Genomic DNA, 24550 nt, shown 5'->3' with positions numbered 1-24550 from the left:
GCTGCCCCGCCCCGGTCGATCGGATCGTTCAGTGCGGGACCACCACGCCGCGCAGGCCGGCGGCCTCGCCCACCTCGGAGAGGAGCAGATCGGTGTCGAGCAGTCGCACCAGCAGCCGGTCCACTCCGGCCAGGACCGCACGGATGAGGTCGGGGGGCAGCAGGGTGGTGTCCGCGAGCAGCGTCCAGCGCAGGTGCCCCGGGGTGTCGAGCACGTCGCCGACCTCCATGAAGAACGAGGCGCCGGCCGGCCGGCGCTCGGTCCACCGGAAGCGCGGCTCGGCCAGGACCCGCCGCACCACGTCACTGTCGATCGGCGCGGTGACGGGCGGCGTCTCCGGTGCGCCGCGCATGTCGTTGAAGAAGCATCTGATCTCCGGCTGGGCGCCGCGTTCCCGGCTCACCTCGGCCAGCGCCGCCCACCCGTCCACCGGATCGAAGCGGCCGTGCCGGAAGGCCCGCACGGCAGTGCCCCAACAGTGCCGGACCAGGTCGGAGAAGGCCGGCCCGGTCAGGTCGACGACGGCCGGCATGTGCTGCGTCAGCGTGCCGATCGAGGCCCGCTGTGCGGCGGTGGTGCGGTTGCCGACGACCAGCAGCAATCCGCACCTGTCGGTCTCGGCGACCACGCCCAGCAGGGCTGCGGTCACCGCGAGCGCGACGGTGGCGGTGCTGGTGCGGTACCGGTCGGCGAGCATCCCCAGCACCGGCGCCGAGATCGGCGAGTCCAGGACACCGCGCCAGAACCGGGGTTCGGCCGGCGCCACCGGCCGGAGCGCGGCGAAGTTGTCGAGCGGGACCGCGTTCAGTTGCCGGCGCAGGTGGGCCACGGCGGCGGCGCTGACCGTACGGCCCCGGGGGGAACGCTCGAAGGCGGCGAGGTCGGCGGGATGAACCAGTTCCGGAGTCGCCGGATCGGGGCGCCCCGCCGCCCGGCAGGCCAGCATCTCGGCCAGCACCCGTGCCGCCAGGCGGCTGCTCTGCAGATCGGCGGCCAGGTGAGCGATGCAGAGCACCAGAGCCCGGGGCACGCCCCGGTGCACGCAGACCAGGACGCGCATCGGCAGGTCCCGATCGTGGTCGAACGGTGTCGCCTGGAGTTGCTCGTCCAGTTCCCGGGCGGTCGCCGTGAACCGCTCGGCCGGACCGTCGCCGGAGAAGACCCCGACCGGGATGCTGCCGCTGTCCAGCACCTCCTGGACCAGCCGGCCGTCCCGCCGCGGGAACCGCGTACGCAGTGCCTCGAACCGGCCGGTCAGCGCGCCCACAGCGGCGCACACCATCGCCAGGTCCACGCCGTCGGGGATCAGCACGGGCACCGTGACGTTGTAGGCGGTGCCCGGCGGCATCCGCCGGATGTCGCGTTCCACGAGCACCTGACCCCACGTCAGGTGCTCGACGACCGCCCGCGAACCGGTGAAGCGGGCCGGCTGCCAGCGCACGTCGGCGGTCAGGCCGGACACGATGCGTATCCGTCCAGCGTGCGGACCGCCGCGTCCCGGCGGTTCTCCAGGTACCGCTCGTTCCATCGGCCCGGTCCGGCGTCGGACGCGTGCGGGCCGAGGAACCGGGCGGTGACCGAGGCGCGGAAGGCGGCCCAGGTGGCCGCCGAGCTGACCAGCCGGCTGGCGGCCGGTACGGTCCGCGCCGGCCCCGGCGGCAGGCCGCTGCCGGCGCACACGGCGTCGGCCCAGCTCTCCTGCTCGTCGAGGGCCGCCAGGACGGCGTCGAACGGCAGGCCACGCAGCTCGGTGACGGCCACCGCGCGGCTGCGGAAGCCGGTCGCCGACACCGGGCCGAACCGCTCGATGGCGATCGCCACCGGCAGCATCGCCCGCGGCGCGAACCACTCGCAGCCGAGCACCGTCAGCGTGGGCAGGTCGCCGGCGTCGGGGTCGTCCGCGGCGACGATCCGCCACTCCGCGAAGGGCAACGCGACGCCCGCGTCCCCGAAGGTGTCGGCGTCGGCGCCGCAGTCCGGGCAGGTCATGATCCGGACCGCCATCGGGGGTGCGGGCGGGCGGATCACCCCCGGCGGCTGATCGGCCGGAACGAGGAAGTGGGCTGCCACCTCGCGTAGCGCCATCCGTTCGACCACGGTGCCCAGGGCCGGGTCAGGAGTCGTGGCAAGCGTGGTCATGTCGGATGTCCTCTCCACTGGCGTCGGCCGGCACGCCGGCCGTGACGAAGGTGTCAGGGCTCCGGCGGTGCAGGCCGAGAGCGACAGCGGCCACGCCGAGGTCGATGAGCGCGGCCCGGCCGGCGGCGCCGAGGGCCGTGCCGTCCGGGGCGGTCAGGCCGGAGTCCACCCAGGTCGACACGGCCGAACGGATCCGGGCGGGGTGGGCGGGGCCGAGTGGGACGGGCAGGTCACGGCGTACCGCGGCGGCCTCCAGCCCGAGCAGGTATCCGGCGGCCCAGATCTCCAGGGCGGCCCGCGCCTGCGGTCGCGGCCCGGGCCGGCTGTCCAGGTACGCGGCCAGCGCGGTCGTCACCTCCTCCGCGCCGACCCCGAGCAGGTCGCACCAGTCCGCCCAGTACCAGCAGAACTCGTTGCCGCCGGGCTCACCGGTGTGCGGCCGCAGCAGCCGGATCAGGCAGCGCGAGTCCTTGACCTGCACGACGTACTCGTCGTGGGACCGGTAGCGGGACCGCGACGCCAGGGTCGCGTCGATCCGGGGGTCGAGTTCCCAGTGCGTGGCGGACGGCACCGGCGGCGCCCACACGGTGGCATGGTGCCGGCCGCCGTGCCCGGCGATCAGGGTCGGCAGCCCGCGGTTGTCGACCAGGTGCGGCACCGTCGCCAGCATCGGCACCTCGCGTTCCCGGCAGTATCGGGCGATCATCTGGTCGTCGTCGGTGACCTCGTCGGGGATCGGCGCCAGGTAGGCGGCCAGGTCCGCGGCCACGTCGGCCGGCAGCAGGAACGCCAGCGCCGGTATCCACTCCATCGGGGACAGCGCTGCCCACGGCGATCCGGCGACCGCGGCCAGCCGGCACAGGAAGCTGTTCTGCGGGCTGCTCCAGTCGGTGTAGAGGGCGATGCCGTGTGCCGGGCGGCGCGCGATGGCGGCCAGCACGTGCGCGGCGAAGTCGTCGCAGACCCGGGCGTCGTCCTGCAGGACCAGGTGGTGCGTGGCGCCCTCGGCGATCGAGGCCCAGGCGACCTTCGCGGTCCGCAACGGGCTGCGCGCGGCGTCGGGGTCCGGGTCGTGCACGATGCGTGCCTCCAGCGGGCGGCACGCATCGACGAGCACGTCCAGGGCGACGTCGCGAGCCGGATGGTGCATGATCGTGACGCTCAGGCGAACGTCCCGCGCCCGCCATTCGGGGCGGTTCACCGGGCGTCCGCCCGGCTGGTCCGGCGGACGTGCCGCCACGTGAGGAGCGGGACGAGCAGCATGCCGCAGGCGTTGAGCACCGCGATCGTCCAGTAGAGGGCCGACGGATCCTGCTGGGTCCGGGCCAGCGCGCTGCCGACGACGACCATGCCCCCGAAGTAGGGCACGTTCAGCAGCAGCGCGATCAGGCCCCCGCCGACCTGTTCGAGAAGGAGCAGCGTCATCACGTTCAGGCCCAGACCGAGGTAGGTCAGGCCGACGATCCCCAGGAACCGTGCGGTCTCCGACGCGACGGTCGGGTCACCAGCCAGCAGCGCGGCCAGGGGCTCCCGGCCCAACCAGATCGCGGCCGCGAGCACCGCGTACACCGCGGCGGTCAGGCGCAGTCCGGCCCCGAACACCGCCGGCCCTTCGCCGGGCCGCCCCGCGCCCCGCATCTGGTTGAGCACGATCGCGGTCGCCGAACCGAGCGCCGAGGCTGGCACGATGAGCAGGTTCTGCAGCGCGCCGGCCGCCGAGTACCCGGACACCACGTCCGGCCCGAACGGGCTGAGCGCCCACAGCAGGCCCGCGTTCGCCACGGCCATCACCACGAACGACGCGGTGACCGGCAGTCCGGTGCCGGTCAGTCGCCCGATCGCCTCCGGCCGCCAGGTCAGCGGCCCGCTCGCCGTCCAGAGTCCGCAGCGGTACACCTGCACCATGCCGACGGTCAGCGCGGCCACGCCGCCGATCGCGATCGCGACCGGAAGCGCGTACACGCCGAGGTCGGTGCCGAAGCCCAGGACCGCGACGCCGCCCACCTCCAGGACCGCGCCGGTCAGCACCACGGCCGCCGCGGAGCCCGGCCGGCCGTAGCCGCGCAGGCTCGACGAGAGCAGCACGGTCGGGAAGAAGATCAGGTTGGCCAGGCAGGCCCAGCGGGTGAAGGCGACGAATTCCCCCACCGACGCGTCCGGGACGTTCAGCAGCGCCGCCAGCCAGGGCGCCGCCAGGATCAGTACGAGGCTGACGGTGCCCCAGACGGCCACGCCGACGCGGGCCATGCTGGCGGCGACCGGGAGGACGTCCCTGGCCCGGCCGGCGCCGCGGCTCACCGACGCGGAGACCTGGTTGCTCACGTCGAAGCCCACCTGGAGGGCGGCGAAGAGCAGCGCCAACGGTACGTAGAGGGAGCGCACGTACATCGCCTCGACGCTGATCCGGGCCATCAGCGCGATCACCACCACCGGCACCAGGACGCCGGCCGTCTCGCCGAGTGCGATCGTGGCGGCGAGGCGGCGGATCCGGGACGCGCCGTCCCAGACGATCGTGGTCGGTGCTTCGGTGGTGCTCACGACGGTGCCACCGCCGCCGAGCCGGTAGTCGGACGTTCGGGCATGACCCACCCCCATGTCGGGCTCGCGGAGACGCACCGACCATAGATACGCGCGAATCAGGCCCACAAGCTGCCCAAAGGGCTATGCCCAGGAGGTGTCCGGTCGGCCTCACAACCGTTCCGGGGTACGGATGCCGAGCAGGTCCAGGCCCTGCCGCAGCACCCGCCCGGTCAGCTCGCACAACACGAGCCGGCTGTCCCGAAGCGGACCCTCGGCCCGCAGCACCGGGCAGCGTTCGTAGAACGCGCTGAACGCGACCGCCAGCCGGTGCAGGTACGCGGTCAGCCGGTGGAACTCCAGGGTGCCCGCCACCTCCTCGACCACCGCGGCGAAGCCGACCAGCTCGATGGCGAGCGCCCGCTCGGCCGGCTCGGTGAGCGAGACCTCCGCGTCCGGCCGCGCCGCCGCGCCGGCCCGCCGGAAGATCGACCGGACCCGGGAGTACGCGTACTGGAGGTACGGCGCGGTGTTCCCGTCCAGCGACAGCATCCGCTCCCAGTCCAGCACGTAGTCCTTGTGCCGGTCGCCGGACAGGTCGGCGTACTTGACCGCGCCGATGCCCACCGCGCGCCCCACCGCGGCGGCCTCCGCCTCGCCCAGCTCCGGATTGCGTTCCCGGGCCAGCGCGGTGGCCCGCTCCACAGCCTCGGTGAGCAGCCCGACCAGCTTCACCGACCCGCCGGCCCGGCTGCGCAGCATCCGCCCGTCCGGGCCGAGGATCGAGCCGAAGCCGACGTGCTCGGCCCGTGCCGGCGCGGCCAGCCAGCCGGCCTGCGCGCCGACCGCGAACACCATCTCGAAGTGCCGCCGCTGCGGTAGGCCTACCACGTAGAGCAGCCTTGTCGCGCCGAGCGTGCCGGTCCGGTGCCGCAGGGCGGCCAGGTCGGTGGCCGGGTAGCCGTACCCGCCGTCGGACTTGCGCACGATCAGCGGCAACGGCTCGCCGTCGCGGCCCACCGAACCGGGCGGGAACACGCAGTCCGCGCCGTCGCTGCGCCGCAGCAGCCCGAGCCGGTCCAGCTCGTCGACGGTCGGCGCGAGCTGGTCGTGGTAGCTGCTCTCGCCCCGGAAGTCGGCGCCGGTCAGCGTCACGTCGAGCAGGTCGTACACGGTCAGGAAGTAGCTCTCCGACTGCGTCACCAGCAGCCGCCACAGCCGCAGCGTCGCCGGGTCGCCGCCCTGCAACGCCACCACCCGCCGCCGCGACCGTTCCTGGAACGCCGGGTCGTCGTCGAACTTCGCCCGCGCCGCCTTGTAGAACCCGTCCAGGTCACCCATCGACAGCTCCTGCGCCGCCCCGGCCTCGCCCAGGTCGAGCAGGTGCTCGATCAGCATGCCGAACGGTGTGCCCCAGTCGCCGAGGTGGTTGGCGCGCAGCACCCGGTGCCCGAGCCACTCCAGCGTCCGGGCCACCGCGTCCCCGATCACCGTCGACCGCAGGTGCCCGACGTGCATCTCCTTCGCCACGTTCGGCGCCGAGTAGTCGACCACCACCGTCTCCGGCTCGGCCACCGGCGGCACCCCGAGCCGCGGGTCGGCGGCCAGCGCGGACACCAGCCCGCCGAGCGCGTGGTCGGCCACCGTGAGGTTCAGGAAACCCGGACCGGACACCTCGACCGCCGCGCAGACGTCGGCCAGCGACGCGTGCTCCCGTACCTCCGCGGCGATCTCCCGCGGCGGACGGCCGAGCCGCCGGGCCAGCCCCAGCGCCGCGTCCGACTGGAAGTCCGCGTGCTGCGAGCGCCGCACGGCCGGGTCCACCGGCATGCCGGCCACCGCCGCGAACGCGGGCGCCAGCCGGTCGGCAAGCAACCTTTCAAGATCCATGAGTACGCCGATCTCGCTGTGGATCCGCCGCGCGGATCACCTGACGGGAACGCGACGGCGGAGCGAGGACGATCGATGACGACCGGCGGCTCGATCCGCCGGTCGCAGGAGGGGAAGGCTCAGCGCAGGCGGTCGCGGGACCGCCGGCGTCGCAGCGCGCCGAGCCGGACGTCGGGGGACGTCATCGGGTACGCGTGCGAGCTGGCCATGCCGGCAGCGTAACCGGCCGGTCCGGGGTCGGCGCAAGCGCGTACCCCGGACCGGCTCGTCGTCAGGCCGAGGTGGCGACGGCCTTGCGGTAGCGCTCGGCCCGGCGCCGCACCTGGGTGTACGCGCTGCTCAGGCCCATCGCCCGGCGCACCTCGACGAGCGTGCGGCGCACCTCGACGCGGGTCCGCTCGGTGCCGGTGACGATCAGCTCGTCGACCAGGCCGGGCTGCGCCTCGAAGCGGGCCCGGCGCTCCCGGATCGGGTCCAGGAACCGGTTGAGCGCCGTCGCCAGCGCCTCCTTGACCTCGACGTCACCGACCCGGCCGGCCCGGTAGCGGGCCTTGAAGTCCGCCACCTGCGCCCGGTCCTGGTTGAAGATGTCGTGGTAATCGAAGACCGGGTTCCCCTCGACCGTGCCCGGCACGTCGGCGCGGACCCGGTTCGGGTCGGTGTACATCCCCATCACCTTGCGGCGCACCGTGGCCGCGTCGTCGGAGAGCGCGATCGCGTTCCCCTTGCTCTTGCTCATCTTCCCGGCGCCGTCGGTGCCGACCAGCGTCGGCGTCTCCGACATCAGCATGTCGGGCACCGGGAAGACCTCGCCGTAGAGGTGGTTGAACCGGCGGGCGATCTCCCGCGTCACCTCGACGTGCGCGGCGTTGTCCTTCCCGACCGGCACTACCTGGCCCTTCACGCAGAGGATGTCGGCGGCCTGGAGGACCGGGTAGCCGAGCAGGCCGTACGGCATCTCGTCCTTGCCGGCGTCGCGGGTCATCTCCTTCAGCGACGGCACCCGTTCCAGCCGAGGCACCGTGATCAGGTTCTGGAACAGCGTGTTCAGGTCGCCGACCTCGGGGATCGCCGACTGGAGATAGAACGTGGCCCGTTCCGGCTCCACCCCGGCGGCGAGGATGTCGGTGACCATCTCGCGGGCGTTGTGCGCCACCTGCTCGATGTCCGCGCGGCTGTTGCGCGTGGTGAGCATGTGCAGGTCCGCGATGATGAAGAAGCTCTCGTAGCGCTGGTGCAGCCGCACCCGGTTGGCGATGCTGCCCACGTAGTGGCCGAGATGCAGCCGGCCGGTCGGGCGGTCGCCGGTGAGCATGCGTGCAGAGGACATGGTCGTACGCCTTTCGTGCCGTTCGATGGCGGGGAGACGCGACCCGGGTGTCACCCGGGTCGGTGGAGCGGGCTCGTCAGAACGAGCGCCGCCATCGCCCGCCGGCGCGGAAACGGAGTCCGCCGGCACGGAGTACGTCGAGGATCTGCTCCCGGCCGTCGACAGCGTGGCCCGGGAGACCGCTACGGATCTCCGGGAGGCAGCTGCGCGGCCGGACCATGACTGACACGGTAACCGCTCACCGGCCCGCGCCGCTGCCTCCTGCCGCGCTTACTGCTGTCGATAGCTCTCCGCGTAGTAGCTGCCGACCCGCTCCCGGTACTCCGGGTGCGCGAAGTGGTCCGCGTCGAACGCCGGCGACTCCTTCACCTGCTCCCGGGTGCGGTCCACGTGCACGACGCGGTCCAGGTGGTCGACCTGGGCGACAGTGCCGGCCGGCAGCAGCACCTTCTTGCCGAAGATCCACGGACCGGTGTCCACCACCAGGTACCGCGCGTCCGCGTCCTCGCTTGCTTCGTCGATGGAGCCGATCCGGCCGTCAGTCGCCTCCACCCGGTAGCCGGTGAGGTCGATCGGCGTACCCGGGCCGGGGGCGTCCGGGCCGTCGTCCGCCTCGCCGGTGCGCTGTTCCGGTACGTCTGTGGGCCGGGTCTGGTCGTACCCACCGGCCAGGGCGGACGGATCCCGCCAGGTCCACGGGTTGAACGGCTGCATCGGTGGCACCTCCGTCGAATCGGCTCGACGGAATCAGTGCCCCAGCGGCGGGAACGGAAACGCCTGCCGCGCCCGACCGCGGTCCTGACCTGGGTGGACGGCGCGCTGGCATACTGGCCGACCATGGTCCTGTCACGTGGTTGGTCGCTGTTCCTGGTCGCCGTCGGCGTCTGGACGTGGGCGATCTGGCCGAGGTTCGCGGTCGCCATCTGGAACGACGAGCGCGCCTGGTCGGCGGGCGTCGTCGGCGAGGGCAGCCCGACCGGATTCCTCTGGGTGCACGCCCTGCTGATCGCCGCGTCCCTGGCCATCGGCACGACTGTGGGCGTCCTCGGCATCCGCGCCTACCGCGCCGCCCGCCGCCCCTCCCACCCGTCCCCCTCCTCGCCCTCCGCCCCACCCCGGTGATCAAGGAGTTTGTGTCCGGTGGGGACGTCGATCGGCACGCGAACTCCTTGATCGCGGGCGCTGCGGACGGGTGTGACGCGCACCGCTACCCCTCGATTTGACGTTCAAACCCGCAGACGCGTAACTTTCTCTCTGCCAGCGCGGAACGGGGCAAACGGGACGAAACCCGGGAGCATCGAACAACGGTGGCACCGGGTACGACCAAGACTGAGATCTTGCGAGGACGCGGTCCGGGCGAGGCCCGCCGAAACGCCGCAGGGCGGATTTGGCGGAGCGGAACCGACCGGGTAAGGTTGTCGACCGGCAGGGCACCGGGCGAGCTAGCGGGAAACCGCAGCGGCCGGCCTGCCAAATCCGATGATCATCGCAGCGGGTGACTGCTGCGCGTGCTCAGCGGCGCCGACCCGTACGAAGCATGACAGACCGGGACACACGGTTTGACACGGCAGAGACGGTGAGGTAACGTAGTAAAAGTGCCCGGCGCGAGAGCGGCGGGTGAACGAACGAAATGCCCCGGTCGGGGTGCCGCTGATGGTGGTGCTTCTGGTTGGTGTGTGGTTGTTCTTTGAGAACTCAACAGGGTGCTTGTAAAGCCAGTGCCAATTGTTTTATACCCCGGACTGGTCAGGCCGTTTGGTTTGGCTGGTTGGGATTCCTTTGGCAACACTTTTGTTGCCAGGTTGATTGCTGTTCGACAAAGTTTTTGTTGGAGAGTTTGATCCTGGCTCAGGACGAACGCTGGCGGCGTGCTTAACACATGCAAGTCGAGCGGAAAGGCCCTTCGGGGTACTCGAGCGGCGAACGGGTGAGTAACACGTGAGCAACCTGCCCCAGGCTTTGGGATAACCCCGGGAAACCGGGGCTAATACCGAATATGACCTCCGATCGCATGGTTGGTGGTGGAAAGTTTTTCGGCTTGGGATGGGCTCGCGGCCTATCAGCTTGTTGGTGGGGTGATGGCCTACCAAGGCGACGACGGGTAGCCGGCCTGAGAGGGCGACCGGCCACACTGGGACTGAGACACGGCCCAGACTCCTACGGGAGGCAGCAGTGGGGAATATTGCACAATGGGCGGAAGCCTGATGCAGCGACGCCGCGTGAGGGATGACGGCCTTCGGGTTGTAAACCTCTTTCAGCAGGGACGAAGCGTAAGTGACGGTACCTGCAGAAGAAGCGCCGGCCAACTACGTGCCAGCAGCCGCGGTAAGACGTAGGGCGCGAGCGTTGTCCGGATTTATTGGGCGTAAAGAGCTCGTAGGCGGCTTGTCGCGTCGACTGTGAAAACCCGCAGCTCAACTGCGGGCCTGCAGTCGATACGGGCAGGCTAGAGTTCGGTAGGGGAGACTGGAATTCCTGGTGTAGCGGTGAAATGCGCAGATATCAGGAGGAACACCGGTGGCGAAGGCGGGTCTCTGGGCCGATACTGACGCTGAGGAGCGAAAGCGTGGGGAGCGAACAGGATTAGATACCCTGGTAGTCCACGCTGTAAACGTTGGGCGCTAGGTGTGGGGGGCCTCTCCGGTTCCCTGTGCCGCAGCTAACGCATTAAGCGCCCCGCCTGGGGAGTACGGCCGCAAGGCTAAAACTCAAAGGAATTGACGGGGGCCCGCACAAGCGGCGGAGCATGCGGATTAATTCGATGCAACGCGAAGAACCTTACCTGGGTTTGACATGGCCGCAAAACTGTCAGAGATGGCAGGTCCTTCGGGGGCGGTCACAGGTGGTGCATGGCTGTCGTCAGCTCGTGTCGTGAGATGTTGGGTTAAGTCCCGCAACGAGCGCAACCCTCGTTCGATGTTGCCAGCGCGTTATGGCGGGGACTCATCGAAGACTGCCGGGGTCAACTCGGAGGAAGGTGGGGATGACGTCAAGTCATCATGCCCCTTATGTCCAGGGCTTCACGCATGCTACAATGGCCGGTACAATGGGCTGCGATACCGTGAGGTGGAGCGAATCCCAAAAAGCCGGTCTCAGTTCGGATCGGGGTCTGCAACTCGACCCCGTGAAGTCGGAGTCGCTAGTAATCGCAGATCAGCAACGCTGCGGTGAATACGTTCCCGGGCCTTGTACACACCGCCCGTCACGTCACGAAAGTCGGCAACACCCGAAGCCGGTGGCCCAACCCTTGTGGAGGGAGCCGTCGAAGGTGGGGCTGGCGATTGGGACGAAGTCGTAACAAGGTAGCCGTACCGGAAGGTGCGGCTGGATCACCTCCTTTCTAAGGAGCACCATCCACCGAAAGGTGGCATGGAGCCCGCGGCCCGCGGATGTCGGGTCGGGGTGCTCAGATGGCGGAGACACTGGCAAGTCTGGTGCCGGCAACGGCTGCGGATCCTCTAGTACAGCCACTCTTGGGTGGTGGGAACGAGACTGTGGTGCGGCTGGTGGCGGATGTAAGCACCCTGTTGGGTCCTGAAGGAACAACCGAGGTTGTTTTTTCAGAGCCTTGAGATGCCTCCTGTGGACTGTGTCCGAGGGGGCGGAAGGCGCCAGGCATGGCCTGGTCTCGCAAACCGTGACCATGTGGTGGTTGTAGGTGTGGGGCTGTGGGTTGTGGGTTGGTTGTTTGTTGAGAATTGCACAGTGGACGCGAGCATCTTTGTGGTCAAGTTGTCAAGGGCGAACGGTGGATGCCTTGGCACCAGGAGCCGATGAAGGACGTGGGAGGCCGCGATAGGCCTGGGGGAGCTGTCAACCAAGCTGTGATCCCAGGGTGTCCGAATGGGGAAACCCGGCATCAGTCATGTGATGTCACCCGCACCTGAACACATAGGGTGTGTGGGGGGAACGCGGGGAAGTGAAACATCTCAGTACCCGTAGGAAGAGAAAACAAATAGTGATTCCGTGAGTAGTGGCGAGCGAAAGCGGATTGAGGCTAAACCGGCGGCGTGTGATACCTGTCAGGGGTTGCGTGGTCGGGGTTGTGGGACCCTGCTCAACAGACTGACATCTGTTGGAGAAGTTACAAAGCTAGTGGCTAGTCGAACAGTCTGGAATGGCTGACCGTAGACGGTGATAGTCCGGTAGGTGAAAGTTGCTGGTCTTCTGTGGGTGTTCCCGAGTAGCGGCGGACTCCTGAAATCTGCCGTGAATCTGCCAGGACCACCTGGTAAGCCTAAATACTTCCTGGTGACCGATAGCGGACGAGTACCGTGAGGGAATGGTGAAAAGTACCCCGGGAGGGGAGTGAAATAGTACCTGAAACCGTTCGCCTACAATCCGTCGGAGCCTTGCGGGGTGACGGCGTGCCTTTTGAAGAATGAGCCTGCGAGTTAGTGGCATGTGGCGAGGTTAACCCGTGTGGGGGAGCCGTAGCGAAAGCGAGTCTGAATAGGGCGTTTTTAGTCGCATGCTCTAGACCCGAAGCGGAGTGATCTAGCCATGGGCAGGCTGAAGCGCGGGTAAGACCGCGTGGAGGGCCGAACCCACCAACGTTGAAAAGTTGGGGGATGACCTGTGGTTAGGGGTGAAAGGCCAATCAAACTCCGTGATAGCTGGTTCTCCCCGAAATGCATTTAGGTGCAGCGTCGCGTGTTTCTTGCCGGAGGTAGAGCACTGGATGGTCTAGGGGGCCCACAAGCTTACCGAAATCAGCCAAACTCCGAATGCCGGTAAGTGAGAGCGCGGCAGTGAGACTGCGGGGGATAAGCTTCGTAGTCGAGAGGGAAACAGCCCAGATCACCAGCTAAGGCCCCTAAGCGTGTGCTAAGTGGAAAAGGATGTGGGGTCGCATAGACAACCAGGAGGTTGGCTTAGAAGCAGCCACCCTTTAAAGAGTGCGTAATAGCTCACTGGTCAAGTGGTTCCGCGCCGACAATGTAGCGGGGCTCAAGCACACCGCCGAAGCTGTGGCATTCACATTTTAACTTCGTGCCTCCTTGATGGGGTATGCAGGTGTGTGGATGGGTAGGGGAGCGTCGTGCCGGGGGTGAAGCAGCGGGGTGACCCAGTTGTGGACGCGGCACGAGTGAGAATGCAGGCATGAGTAGCGAAAGAAGGGTGAGAAACCCTTCCGCCGGATGACCAAGGGTTCCAGGGCCAGGCTAATCCGCCCTGGGTGAGTCGGGACCTAAGGCGAGGCCGAGAGGCGTAGTCGATGGACAACGGGTTGATATTCCCGTACCCGCGAAAGAGCGACCCTGATGAACCTCGTTGTGCTAACCACCCGAACTGCCGGCGGTCTTCGGACCAATGGTGGGGAGCGTGGGAACCTGGCGGGTAGTAGTCAAGCGATGGGGTGACGCAGGAAGGTAGCTGAGCCCGGCCGGTGGTTGTGCCGGGGTAAGCGTGTAGGCCGGTGTGTAGGCAAATCCGCACACCACTAGGGCTGAGACGTGATGCCGAGCCGATTCAGGTGAAGTCAGTGATCCTATGCTGCCGAGAAAAGCCTCTAGCGAGTTCTTAGCGGCCCGTACCCCAAACCGACACAGGTGGTCAGGTAGAGAATACCGAGGCGATCGGGCGAACTGTGGTTAAGGAACTCGGCAAATTGCCCCCGTAACTTAGGGAGAAGGGGGGCCGGAGACGTGAAGCCCCGCGCGGGTGGAGCGTTGTATGGCCGCAGAGAGCAGGGGGAAGCGACTGTTTACTAAAAACACAGGTCCATGCGAAGAAGTAATTCGATGTATATGGACTGACGCCTGCCCGGTGCTGGAACGTTAAGGGGACCTGTTAGCTCTTCGGGGCGAAGCGGAGAACTTAAGCGCCAGTAAACGGCGGTGGTAACTATAACCATCCTAAGGTAGCGAAATTCCTTGTCGGGTAAGTTCCGACCTGCACGAATGGCGTAACGACTTCCCCACTGTCTCAACCACAGGCCCGGCGAAATTGCATTACGAGTAAAGATGCTCGTTACGCGCGGCAGGACGGAAAGACCCCGGGACCTTTACTATAGCTTGACATTGGTATCTGAATTAGCTTGTGTAGGATAGGTGGGAGCCGGTGAAGTCCATACGCCAGTATGGGTGGAGGCAATCTTGAAATACCACTCTGGTTGATTTGGGTATCTAACTTCGGACCGTTATCCGGTTCAGGGACAGTGTCTGGTGGGTAGTTTAACTGGGGCGGTTGCCTCCTAAAGGGTAACGGAGGCGCCCAAAGGTTCCCTCAGCCTGGTTGGCAATCAGGTGTTGAGTGCAAGTGCACAAGGGAGCTTGACTGTGAGACTGACAGGTCGAGCAGGGACGAAAGTCGGGACTAGTGATCCGGCACTGGCATGTGGAAGCGGTGTCGCTCAACGGATAAAAGGTACCCCGGGGATAACAGGCTGATCTTCCCCAAGAGTCCATATCGACGGGATGGTTTGGCACCTCGATGTCGGCTCGTCGCATCCTGGGGCTGTAGCAGGTCCCAAGGGTTGGGCTGTTCGCCCATTAAAGCGGTACGCGAGCTGGGTTTAGAACGTCGTGAGACAGTTCGGTCCCTATCCGCCGTGCGCGTAGGATACTTGAGAAGGGCTGTCCCTAGTACGAGAGGACCGGGACGGACGAACCTCTGGTGTGCCAGTTGTCCCGCCAGGGGCACGGCTGGTTAGCTACGTTCGGAAGGGATAACCGCTGAAAGCATCTAAGCGGGAAGCTCGCTTCAAGATGAGGTATCCCACCCACATTGTGGGGTAAGGCCCCCAGCTAGACGACTGGGTTGATAGGCCGGAAATGTAAGCCCGGTAACGGGTTCAGTTGACCGGTACTAATAGGCCGAGGACTTGACTACCAAGCTGCTACGCGTCCACTGTGCAACTCTGAACAAACGATCACCCACCAGGGTTGGGTTGGTTGACATGTTCATAGAGTTACGGCGGTCATGGCGGAGGGGAAACGCCCGGTCACATTCCGAACCCGGAAGCTAAGCCCTCCAGCGCCGATGGTACTGCACTCGGGAGGGTGTGGGAGAGTAGGACACCGCCGGACAATCTTTCAATTCAGGGCCACCCCGACCGGGGTGGCCCTGAATTGCGTTCACCCCCGGAAAACACCACGCCGGGCCGCCTCCGTCTCGTACCGTCGAGCCGGGACCGACGACGCACGTCCGCCTGCCGGCTCGGTGGCGGGAAACGTGACGTGTCGTACGCCGGGACCCTGATCGGGTCCGACCGCACGGGGTACAGGAGTGGGCATGGAGATCGGAATCATCGGGTCGGGGCACATCGGGGGCACCCTCACCCGTCGTCTGCGTTCACTCGGTCACGACGTCGCGGTGGCCAACTCCCGCGGGCCACAGAGCCTGTCCGACCTGGCCGCCGAGACCGGCGCCCGGGCGGTGCCGGTGGAGGAGGCCGTGCAGGGCGCCGAGCTGGTGGTCGTCGCGATCCCGCTGAAGGCGGTGCCGCAGCTTCCGGCGGCGCTGTTCGACGGCAAGCTCGTGGTGGACGCCAACAACTACTACCCCCAGCGGGACGGCGACATCGCCGAGCTGCTCGACCGCAGCCTCAGCTCCAGCCGCTGGACCGCCGACCACCTCAAGGGCGCCCGGGTGGTGAAGGTCTTCAACAACATCCAGGCCGCGCACCTGATGGACGAGGGCAAGCCGGCGGGTACGGCGGGCCGGATCGCGCTGCCGGTGGCCGGCGACGACGCGGACGCCAAGCGGATCGTGATGGGTCTGGTGGACGAGCTGGGCTTCGACCCGGTCGACGCGGGCACCCTGGACGAGAGCTGGCGGCAGCAGCCGGACACGCCCGTCTACGGCACCGACCGGGACGCCGACGGCGTACGCGAAGGGTTGGCCGCGGCGCGGCCGTGACAAGCATGGAAAAGGCCCCGCCGGATGCGTCCGGCGGGGCCTTTCGGCGTTCGGTGGATCAGTCGTCGCCGCCGCCCGGCTTCGGGGCGCAGATGAAGCGCGGCTCGGCGTCGTAGCGCCAGCTGAACTTCTCCCGCTTGAACACCTTGCCGTCCTTCTTGATGACCCGGTACGCGTCCTGGGCGAACCCGACGCTGCCGGTCGCGGCGATGCAGCTCGGCCCCGGCGTCAGGTAGACCGTCTTCGGCTGGGTGATGTTGCGGCGCGGGCCGTACTCGGTCTTCACGCTGTCGTAGATCTTGGTGCTCCAGATCGAGACGGTGATCGAGCTGGACGTGTACGACGTGTCGATCAGGACGCCGTAGGGCGTGTTGTTGCGGAACTTGAAGTCGAGCTGCGGCCAGTAGATGGTCGACTCGATCACTGCCGGGTAGCGGCTGAAGTAGAACGAGTGCGGCTTGTGCTCGACGTCCTCCAGCCCGGCATAGTAGGTGGCGTTGAACAGCGTGGTGGTGAACTGGGAGACGCCACCGCCGACACCCGGCACCAGCTTGCCGCCGACGATCGTCGGCGCGTCCTTGTAGCCCTGGTCGTAGCCGCGTTCGCCGGTGTGCCCGTTCAGGGAGAACGTCTCGCCCGGCTTCACCAGCGCGCCGTCCACGTCCTTCGCGGCGCGGACGATGTTCTGGCTGCGCGGCGACGAGAGACCGCCGGTGAAGTGGGTGGTGAAGCTCGACACCCGCTCCTTGATGCCGAGCTTCGCCAGCTCCGCCTCGGTCAGTTCGGGGGCGGCCGGCTTCAGTTCGGCGGTCACCGTACGGCCCTCGGTCTTCGGGAGCACCGCGAGCAGCGCCGGGCCGAGCGCGGCGGCGTCGACCTGGCGTCCGGCCTTGCTGGGCAGCACCTTCGGCTTGCCGCCGCTGATGGTCAGCCCGGCGTCCCGCGGCTCGACCTCGAGCTTGGTCAGCTGGTCCCCGAGCGCGGTACGCAGCCGCTTGACGTCGACCTTCGGGGTGAGCGTGCCGGCGTCGTCGGCGGAGAAGCGCAGCGAGCGGGCGATGGCGGCTGGCGGGATGGTGACCGAGCCGCCGTCGGTGGTGAGCGTGACCGGCGCGGCCACCGCGGGCCGGGCCAGCTCGGCGACGAGGCGGTCCACCTCCTCGCGGGTGGTCGCCGGCCACTTCTCGACGAGCGGCACGGTGACCGGCTCGGCGGCCAGCCACCCGGCCTTCACCACTGCGGTGGCGCCGTCGGTGTCGATCGTCAGCGCCGGCTTCGGGTAGACCGGCTTCGGTGTGGTGCCGGTCCAGATGATCGCCGGCATGGTCATCTCGCGACCCTGCGTGCCCATCACCCTGCGGAGGGCCGCGCCCAGCTTGGCCTGGTCGACGGTGACCACCGGCTCGACCGCCCGGGAGCCGACGAGCCGGCTCACCGCGTGCGCGTCGGCCTCGGCGGCGGCCGCCACCGTGGCGTCCACGTCGATGGTGAGCCCCACCTCGGACGGCTTCAGCTCGGCCTTGTTCTCACCGACTGTGACAGCGAGCGGGGCGTTGAGCGTGTCGGCCCGGCGTTCCAGCTCGGCGCGGAGCGCCTGGGCCGCCTCCGCCTTGCTCCGCCCGCCCAGCTCGGTGCCGAGCACAGTGGTGCCGCGGGGCACGTCGCCGGCGTACGCGTAGGCGCCCAGGCCGACACCGCCGGCGAGCACGGCCGCAACGATCCCGCCGGCCAGCAGCAGCCGGGCCCGTCGCGAGCGTGCGGGCTTGGCCGCGCCGCCTCCGGGTGGTGTGGCGACCGGCTCCATCTCGACGCCGGGCCAGCTCACCGCCGCCACCTTGATGGTGGGACGGTCGTCGGCAGCCGGCATCTTCTCGCCGTACATCGTCACTGCAACCTCGATCGGAAGTACACGCGGGGACCGCTTCCCCCGCGGGAGACACCTACGGTAACCAACGCTCGGGCCCGCCGGGAGGGTCCGGCCCGGCGGTCGTGTCGGGTGACCGCCGGTGTCGCACCGATCACCCGTTTCGGGGCCGTGCCGCGGTACGGATCGTGGCACGGTGAGTCGGTGCGGACACAGGATCGGGTGCCGGCGTACGGCGGCGGATGGCTGGACCGGGCGGCGGCGCGGCGCACGGACGCGGACTGGCTGGCCGAGCGGCTGACCGATCCGGCGAGCGTGGTGCTGCCGCTGTGGCGGGACCGCTGCCTGGCCGACGGGGACGGCCCGGTCCGGCTCACCGGGGAACGTGCGTCGGCCGTCCGGGCCGCCGCGGGCGAGACCGTCTTCCTCGGGGTCGACGGGGACGCCGCCGTGTTCGCCGCGGATCTGTCCGCGTTGGGCGAGCGGGCCGCCGTGGAGGCGGCGGCCGCGACGCGTGCCGTCGACCTGCGGGCGTTCGCGGGCCGGCTCGACCCGGCCGGTGCGGCCGTTCAGGCGTACGCCAGGGGGTTGCTGTCGTGGCACCGGCAGCAGCGATACTGCGGCGCGTGCGGGGCGGCGGCGGTGGCCGGCGGCGGCGGACACGTCCGGACCTGCGCGGACGCGGAGTGCGGGCGGCTGCTGTTCCCCCGGATCGAGCCGGCCGTCATCATGCTCGTCGAGGCGCCCGGCCCGCCGGGGCGCTGCCTGCTGGCCCGGCACGCGGGCGCGGCCGAGGGGTCCTATTCGACGCTCGCCGGGTTCGTCGAGGTCGGTGAGAGCCTGGAGGACGCGGTCCGCCGCGAGCTGGCGGAGGAGGCGGGGGTGACAGTCACCGACGTGACCTACCAGGGGTCGCAGGCGTGGCCGTTCCCCGCCGGCCTGATGGTGGCGTTCCGGGCCGTCGCCACCTCCGAGCAGGTCCGCGTCGACGGGGAGGAACTGCTGGAGGCGCGCTGGTTCAGCCGGGCGGAGCTGCGGGAGCGGATCGCGTCCGGTCGGCCGCTGGGCCGGGTGGACTCGATCGATCACCTGTTGCTGGGTGACTGGCTGTCCGCCGAGGCGCCGGCACGGCCATCAGCAGTGTCGTGACCGCGGCCGTGGCGAGGGCCGCGACGACGAGACCGCCGACGGTACGCGGGCGCACGGTCGCGGCGACTGTCACCAGCGCGGCCGTGCCGAACCACAGTGGCGCCGCCGCCCACCTGACGCCCCCGGCGAGGCGGTCGTTGAGCAGCACGAACGTCACCGCGTAGAGCGCGCCGACGGCGGCGAACAGCGGCGCGTACCGGCCGAGCGCCGTGTAGCCGGGTCCGCCGACGAGCCGGAAGGCCAGCCCGCCGGCGACAGCCGACGCGCCCACCAGGACCAGACCGCAGGCACCGGTCACCGCGAGCGCGACGGTGCGGCTGCGGCGGTCCCCACGGGCCAGGCGCGGCAGCGCCAGGACGGCGGCGACCTGCGGCGCCCAGAGCGCGCCCTTGGTCAGAACCGTCCCCACCGAGTACGCCCCGGAGCCCGAGGGCGGCAGCAGTTGCCGGGCCAGCAGCAGGTCGGCGTAGGAGACGACGAGCATCGCCAGCGTCGCGCCGCATCCGGCGGTCACCTGGGCGACAGTCAGGCGCGGGGCGGCCGAGGGACGCCGGGGCGTACCGGTGAGCCAGGCCAGCGCCGGTGGCGCCAGCGCGGCGGTGAGCGCACCGATGCCGAGCGCGCCGGTCAGGCCCGCGCCGAGCAGCAGCCCCACGATCACCCCGCCGTAGCGGGCGGCGGCGAGCAGCGCCATCGCGGTGGCGAGCCGCAGGAAGCGCTGACCGCCCTGCAGTTCGCCGAGCGAACGCGACGAGAGCACCACCGAGGCGGTGGTGACCGCCAGCAGCGCCGGTACCACAGTCGGCAGGTCCAGCGCGGCGACCAGCACCGGCGTCGCCACCAGCAGGGCACCCGCGCAGAGGGCGGCGGTCAGCACGGTGAGCCGCCGGGTGTCGGACGGGCCGTGCCGGGCGTGGTGCACCGCGACCGCGAGTTGCAGGCCGAGCCCCGGCACACCGGCGATGGCGACCAGGCCGAGGGCGGTGGCGAGCGCGCCGAGGTCGTCCGCGTCGAGCTTCCGGGCGGCGAGCACCGGCACCAGGTAGGCCAGGCCGTTCACCAGGACCCCGGCGAGCGTGACGGCGACGCCCGCCGCACCCAGCCCGGTCCTCCGGCCGCCCGCCGGCTCGGGGCCCGGCCGGCCCTCGCTCACGTGATCTCCGAGACGCGGGACGCCGGACCGCCGTCCGGTCCCGGCGCGGCGTCCGGCCCCGGCCGCCCGTCCGGGTCGGGCTCGGCACGACCGTCCAGATCCGCATCCCGGTCCGGCTCCGGCTCGGCGTCGAGGTCCGGCGCTCGATCAGGACCCGCGCCCGGGTCGATGTGGGCGGTGGGAGCCGCGGCGGCCCCGGCGAGGGCGGGGACGAGCGCCGGCTGTCCGGCCGGCTCCGGCATCCGGGGAGCCGGCACGGTCACGGCTGCGGCCGAGGCCGGGCTGATCCGGCGTACCGGCCGTCGGCGGGCGGTAGTGGAGAGCCAGAGCGCACCCAGCGCGGCGACAGTCACGAGCTGCGGCAGCGCGTCGGTGTGCCGGTCGGCCGACTCCAGGTAGATCCATCCGGCGAGCACGATGAGCGCGCCGGGGAGCCACGTCTCGGCGGCCCGGGCGATTCTCCTGACCCGCCTGGGGTCACCGGTCCAGGGCAGGCGGCGCGGCCCGGGTACGGCGAGCATGAAGCCCGCCGCGACCAGCAGGGCACCGATGAGACCGCTGTGGAGCACGAGCGCGGCGGCGCCGACTGCCAGCAGCGGCAGCGAGCGGGTGAGCCGTCGCCGGGCCGCCGGTGCGACGACGACCGCGCGATCCCCGGCGGGCCGGCGGTCGGGCAGCACCGCGAGCAGGACCACCACCGCCAGCAGGACGCCGCCGAGCAGCAGACCCATCCGGTACGGGGTGTCCGGCGTGAAACGCAGCACCACGTCCCCGGAGACACCGGCGGGGAGGATCCAGCCCTGCTGCCAGCCGTCCACCACGAGCGGGGTGAGCGTCGTGCCGCCGATGGTCGCCTGCCAGCCGGTGTTCGTGTTCTCCCGGACCGCGAGCACCCGGTCGACGGAGTGCTCGGACACCCGTACCCGCCGCTCGGTGGCCGACCAGGAACCCACCTCGATGTCGCCGGCGGTGGCCGCCGCGGCGGGCGTCGCGGTCCGTGGCGTCAGCGCGACGCGGGTGGCGGTGGCGAGCGTGCTCGCGGTGGTGACGAGGCGGTGCTCGCCGCTGCCCAGGTCGAGCTGCTTCGGCGTGGTCCGGCCGCAGGCGGTGACCGGCATCTCGCGCAGTTCCAGCAGGTCGCGGACGGTCCCGGTGAGCGTGGTGGTGATCCGGGACGAGCCGACCTGAAGCGTCGGGCCGGAGCCGCAGGCCAGCTTCAGCGGCGTCTCCGGGCGGGGTGCGACAGTGGTCCCGAGGGGCAGCACCGTCACCTCGCCGACAGCGATGGGCAGCGGCTCGGGCAGGCGCAGGCCGTACGGGTCGGTGCTGGTGGCGGACGGCTTGTCGAGGAACTGGATGGTGATCGAGTCGGTCCGCATCGGCGGGTCGAGCGTGAGCACCCCGTCGTTGGTGAGCAGGTTGCTGCGGAACCCGTCGTTGCCGACCACCCGGACGCTGCCGAGCCGGGTGGCGGCGGTCCCCTCCTCGACGGTGAACCGGATCTTGCTGATGACCTGCGGTTCGAGCCAGGTGAGGCGCAGGATCGGCGCCTCGTCGTTCAGCGCCGGTGACCAGCTCGTGGCCGGGTCGCCGTCGAGGACCGCGCCGGGCCGGCCGGCCGGGTCGGGCACCGCCGTCGAGGACGCGGTGACCTGCGGCGCGAGGCGCAACGGCTGGGCGTCGGCGACCAGCTTGTCCAAGGCCTCGTTCAGCTCCGGGCCGGGGGTCGGTCGCGCCCACAGCTTCGCGTCGTACGTCCCGGCGACCGGCAGCGTGAAGGTGCGGTCGATGGTGGAGGCGTCCTCCGAGCCGCGGATCGCGTCGGTGGAGCAGCGCGGCCGGCCGTCGACGGTGAAACAGGCGGGCGTGGACGGCGCCGCCGACACGACGACGCCGGCCGGCTGCTCGGTTGCGGGGGCGGCGGGCAACTGGAGCGTCCGGCCGGTTTCGACGCCAGGAATCTTGATCTCGCTGATGCCGACCGACTTGTCGCCGAACGGGCGCAGGTCGAACGCGGCGTCGACGGAGACCTCGACCTTGCGGGTGGCGTGCACGCCGGGCAGCTCGAAGACCATGTGGTCACCGAACTGCTCGACGGTGCGGCTCTCGTACCCGGCGGTCACGGTGACCGTGGTGGGCAGGGCGTCGGCCTTCAGGTCGAACCACACCTCCACCCGGGTGACCCGGGTCGGGTTCGCCAGGTTCACCTCGATCCACTGCTTGTCGCTGTCCGAGTGCGGCGCCGACCGCCAGGACGTGGCGGTGTTTCCGTCCATCGCCGCGTACGGCTGGTACTCCGGCCGGGCGCCGCCGGTGGCGTCGATCTGAGAGCGGGCGGTCGAGGCGCGGATCCCGCTGATGCCCTCGAAACGCGCGACTGTCGACCACTCCGGCCCCCAGTCGGGCAGGTAGTCGTGCGCGGGCGCGGACACCGCGAAGGTGTCGTCGGCGGTGAGCGTCTGGGAGGAGTTGTCGCGCAGCCGGCCGAACGAGACGTCGCGCCGGCGCAGCCCGTCGGTCATCACGACCCGCCCGCTGGTCTCGCCGGCCTTCACGTCGCCGGCCAGGATCGTGGGCGCGGCGCCGAGCTGGCCCGAGGCGGCCAGGTCGAGCAGCGACTCGGGACCGCCGACGACAGTGGTCACGTCGTCGCGGTCGTACGCGACCACCGGCTGGACGGGCCGGTCCACCCGGTACACCTCGAGCGCCCGTCCGGGCACGTCCAGGCCCTGGTCGCGGAACTCGTCAGGGGTGTCGGAGCCGCCGCGTACCGGGCCGAAGGACACCACGCGGGTCAGCCCAGGCGAGCGTTCCAGCGCCTGCCGGACGACCGCCGGGCGGGCCGTGTCCGAGCGGCCGTGGTCGAGGTCGGCGCGGAACAGGACGTGGCTGATCCCCGAGCGGGCGAGCAGGTCGGCCAGGCCGGTCGAACCGGCGCCGGTGGCGAGCGTCGACTCGATCGCGTCCAGCAGCCGGATCGTGGCGGGCGGGGTGAACGGGATGGCGTTGCGGACCGCCCACCGGCTGTCCAGCAGCGGCTGGGCGATCTCGTCGGTGGTGCTGCCCCAGTCGTACGCGGGGAAGCGCGCGCCGGGGACGACGAGCACGCGTCCGCGTCCGGTGTTCGCGTCCAGCCAGTCGGTGGCCTCGTGCCAGTAGCCGGGCACGTCCTTCACCGCTCCCGGGGTGGCGAGGCCACCGGCGAGCGCCGGCGAGGCGACGCCCGCGACCGCGACCATCGCCGTGCCGGCGGTGAGCCAGGCCCGGGCGGTGGCACGACCGCGGCGCTGCTCGGGCGCGGTCCGGGCGGCGCGTACGGCGAGGCTGACCAGGTGCGCCAGGCCGAGCGCCAGCGGCAGGCGCAGCAGCACGTCGAACTTGTGCACGTTGCGCAGCGGGGCGCCGATGCCGTCGAGGAACTGCTGCTGCGGCCCGGCGAGGATGTTCGGCAGGTCGCCGGTGTGCCCGAGCCCGACGAGCGCGACGCCGACCAGCAGGCCGGTGATGAGGAACCGGCGGTGCGGCATGCCGCGCCGGGACAGGCCGAGCACGCCGAGCGCGGCGACCGCCAGGGTGGCCACGACGAGCAGCGTGTCGTTGGCCAGCCGGGCGCCGGCCGGGATGTTCGCGCCGAACGGGGAGGCCAGGTACGCGACCCAGTAGGAGGCGCCGCGCAGCGTCGTCACCGCGTCGGTGACGCTCGTGGTGTTGCGGGCGGTCTCGATGTAGTCCAGGAACGGCGGGCTGTACCGGCCGAGGACCAGCAGCGGGATCAGCCACCACGCGGTGGCCAGGGCGACCGCGCCGCACCAGGCCGCGAGGGCGGTGACGCGGCGGCGCAGCGGCCGGAGCGTGGCGAGCCAGAGCAGGGCGAGCGGCACCACGGCGGCGACGGCGGTGGCGTTGACGCCGCCCGCGCAGGCGACGGCGACCGCCGACCCGGCGACCGCACGCCGCAGCCGGGCGCCCCGGGCGAGCCCCACGAGCGGGATGAGCACCCACGGTGCGACGGCGCTGGGCCAGGACTCCACCGACGACCAGCCGAGCTGGGTCAGGATGCGCGGCGACAGCGCGAACGCGACACCGGCGATCATCCGGCCCGCGGGGCTGCCGATGCCGAGCCGGCCCGCCAGCCGCACCACACCGAGGTACGCGACGCAGAACAGCAGCGCCCACCAGAACCGCTGGACGATCCACGGCGCGATGCCCAGTTCCGTCCCGAGCAGGAAGAACGGGCCCATCGGCCAGAGATATCCGTACGCCTGGTTCTGGAGCTGGCCGAACGTGCCGGTGGGATCCCACAGGTGCAGCGAGCGCAGCAGCCAGCCCGCCGGGTTGACGTTCAGGTCGACCTTGGTGTCCGGTACGACCTGCCCGGGTGCCTGCTGGAAGGCGAGGGCGGTGAGCGCGAGGCAGATCGTCAGGTGCCGGAACCGTCGCGCCGTCTGCCGGGCACGGCCGGTCTCCCGGGCCGGGGTGTCCGTCCCCGTCGGCGACGTTGTCGTCCCGTCCGCACGCATTTTCGGCTCCCGTCTCCGCCGGCCGTACGCGCACCTGCAACATGACGCGTGTCGCGCGACGTTATCCGGACCGGACGCGCAGTGGCGACCTGGGGGCGCGGCGAGGCGTTATCAGGAGAACGGCC

General features: G+C 70.2%; 12 protein-coding genes, 3 rRNA genes and 1 pseudogene. 6 read left to right on the top strand and 10 right to left on the bottom strand.

Annotation, left to right across the window (positions count from 1 at the left end; genetic code table 11):
• Positions 1-28 precede the first annotated feature (28 nt).
• From O7611_RS27430 to O7611_RS27400, 7 genes are all read right to left on the bottom strand, one after another.
• On the bottom strand, positions 29-1462 hold the full coding sequence (locus tag O7611_RS27430; RefSeq protein WP_269697808.1) for a condensation domain-containing protein: 1434 nt from the start codon (positions 1460-1462) through the stop codon (positions 29-31).
• A complete protein-coding gene (locus O7611_RS27425) occupies positions 1450-2139 on the bottom strand; it encodes a hypothetical protein (protein WP_194803436.1) in 690 nt (229 codons plus the stop codon). Before O7611_RS27425 ends, O7611_RS27430 begins: the two co-directional genes overlap by 13 nt.
• Complete coding sequence (locus O7611_RS27420) at positions 2114-3289, bottom strand: hypothetical protein (RefSeq protein WP_269697807.1); 1176 nt, start codon at positions 3287-3289, stop codon at positions 2114-2116. The genes O7611_RS27425 and O7611_RS27420 overlap by 26 nt, the downstream gene beginning before the upstream one ends.
• A 47-nt stretch (positions 3290-3336) precedes the next feature.
• The gene (locus O7611_RS27415; protein ID WP_194803434.1) at positions 3337-4677 is read right to left on the bottom strand and encodes an MATE family efflux transporter; all 1341 of its coding nucleotides are present in this window, start codon (positions 4675-4677) and stop codon (positions 3337-3339) included.
• Between the two features lie 150 nt (positions 4678-4827).
• Entirely contained in the window at positions 4828-6546 is a 1719-nt protein-coding gene (gene argS / locus O7611_RS27410) for an arginine--tRNA ligase (protein WP_194803433.1), read from the bottom strand.
• 271 nt (positions 6547-6817) lie between these two features.
• Complete coding sequence (gene trpS / locus O7611_RS27405) at positions 6818-7876, bottom strand: tryptophan--tRNA ligase (protein WP_269697806.1); 1059 nt, start codon at positions 7874-7876, stop codon at positions 6818-6820.
• A 270-nt stretch (positions 7877-8146) separates the two neighbouring features.
• Complete coding sequence (locus O7611_RS27400; RefSeq protein WP_194803431.1) at positions 8147-8590, bottom strand: PRC-barrel domain-containing protein; 444 nt, start codon at positions 8588-8590, stop codon at positions 8147-8149.
• A gap of 123 nt (positions 8591-8713) precedes the next feature.
• Here O7611_RS27400 and O7611_RS27395 point away from each other — a divergent pair, with 123 nt between their 5' ends.
• The 5 genes from O7611_RS27395 to O7611_RS27375 all read left to right on the top strand — a co-directional run bounded on the left by O7611_RS27395 (position 8714) and on the right by O7611_RS27375 (position 15739).
• The gene (locus O7611_RS27395; protein ID WP_194803430.1) at positions 8714-8998 is read left to right on the top strand and encodes an SCO4848 family membrane protein; all 285 of its coding nucleotides are present in this window, start codon (positions 8714-8716) and stop codon (positions 8996-8998) included.
• A gap of 703 nt (positions 8999-9701) precedes the next feature.
• Positions 9702-11216: ribosomal RNA gene (locus tag O7611_RS27390) — 16S ribosomal RNA — on the top strand.
• 385 nt (positions 11217-11601) lie between these two features.
• Positions 11602-14710, top strand: a 23S ribosomal RNA gene (locus tag O7611_RS27385).
• A gap of 80 nt (positions 14711-14790) precedes the next feature.
• Positions 14791-14907: ribosomal RNA gene (rrf, locus tag O7611_RS27380) — 5S ribosomal RNA — on the top strand.
• The 16S, 23S and 5S rRNA genes sit together here, the layout of an rRNA operon.
• 205 nt (positions 14908-15112) lie before the next feature.
• Positions 15113-15739, top strand: coding sequence for an NADPH-dependent F420 reductase (locus O7611_RS27375; protein WP_194803287.1), 627 nt, complete (start codon positions 15113-15115; stop codon positions 15737-15739).
• A 58-nt stretch (positions 15740-15797) separates the two neighbouring features.
• Here O7611_RS27375 and O7611_RS27370 read toward each other — a convergent pair whose 3' ends face one another.
• Entirely contained in the window at positions 15798-17621 is a 1824-nt protein-coding gene (locus O7611_RS27370) for a VanW family protein (RefSeq protein WP_194803328.1), read from the bottom strand.
• Positions 17622-17807: 186 nt separating this feature from the next.
• Between O7611_RS27370 and nudC the strand changes: the two are divergent.
• A pseudogene (gene nudC, locus O7611_RS27365) lies at positions 17808-18731 on the top strand (NAD(+) diphosphatase); the annotation flags it as partial.
• On the opposite strand, the gene O7611_RS27360 reads toward nudC, so the two are convergent.
• Together O7611_RS27360 and O7611_RS27355 are read right to left on the bottom strand one after the other, a co-directional pair.
• Positions 18622-19905 carry a lipopolysaccharide biosynthesis protein gene (locus O7611_RS27360; RefSeq protein ID WP_269697805.1) on the bottom strand — a complete coding sequence of 428 codons (1284 nt, stop codon included), beginning with the start codon at positions 19903-19905 and terminating at the stop codon, positions 18622-18624. The pseudogene nudC and the gene O7611_RS27360 overlap by 110 nt on opposite strands.
• Positions 19902-24425: an alpha-(1->3)-arabinofuranosyltransferase domain-containing protein gene (locus O7611_RS27355; RefSeq protein ID WP_269697804.1), complete on the bottom strand. Its 4524-nt coding sequence runs from the start codon at positions 24423-24425 to the stop codon at positions 19902-19904. Before O7611_RS27355 ends, O7611_RS27360 begins: the two co-directional genes overlap by 4 nt.
• Between the last annotated feature and the right edge of the window lie 125 nt (positions 24426-24550).

The organism is Micromonospora sp. WMMC273, assembly GCF_027460285.1.
GTDB classification, from domain to species: domain Bacteria; phylum Actinomycetota; class Actinomycetes; order Mycobacteriales; family Micromonosporaceae; genus Micromonospora; species Micromonospora aurantiaca.
Note: the sequence above shows the minus strand (reverse complement) of the source record. Positions and strands in the feature narration are given on the sequence as shown.